Source organism: Streptococcus mitis (assembly GCF_946188695.1).
Taxonomy (GTDB): Bacteria; Bacillota; Bacilli; order Lactobacillales; family Streptococcaceae; genus Streptococcus; species Streptococcus mitis_DF.
The window spans coordinates 1-255 of the sequence record NZ_CAMHWI010000076.1 but is presented as its reverse complement, the minus strand read 5'-3'; the positions used below and the strand labels follow the sequence as shown (position 1 = coordinate 255).

Here is a 255-nt window from a genome sequence, read left to right as displayed (position 1 = left end):
GGAACAACTTACCCATCAGGTAGCAGGGTAGAAATTCCAGGAGAAAATGGAACAACAATCACAGTAACAATTGGTGAAAATGGTTCAGGTGAAGTACCAAATGACAAGCTTCCAAAAGGAGACTTGCCAGGAAAAGGAACAGTAACAGAACCTAACAAGAAACCATCACAACCAGTGGATGTAACAACACCAGCTCATAAGACACCAACACTAGATGTGAAACGAGATCCTGAGACAGGTGACGTTACATTAACA

Annotated in this window: 1 protein-coding gene; it reads left to right on the top strand. The window is 42.0% G+C overall.

Going from position 1 to position 255, the window contains the following annotated elements; genetic code table 11:
* The coding region (locus tag N8L33_RS10025; RefSeq protein WP_261059762.1) for a hypothetical protein at nucleotides 1-255 on the top strand (255 nt) is incomplete at both ends.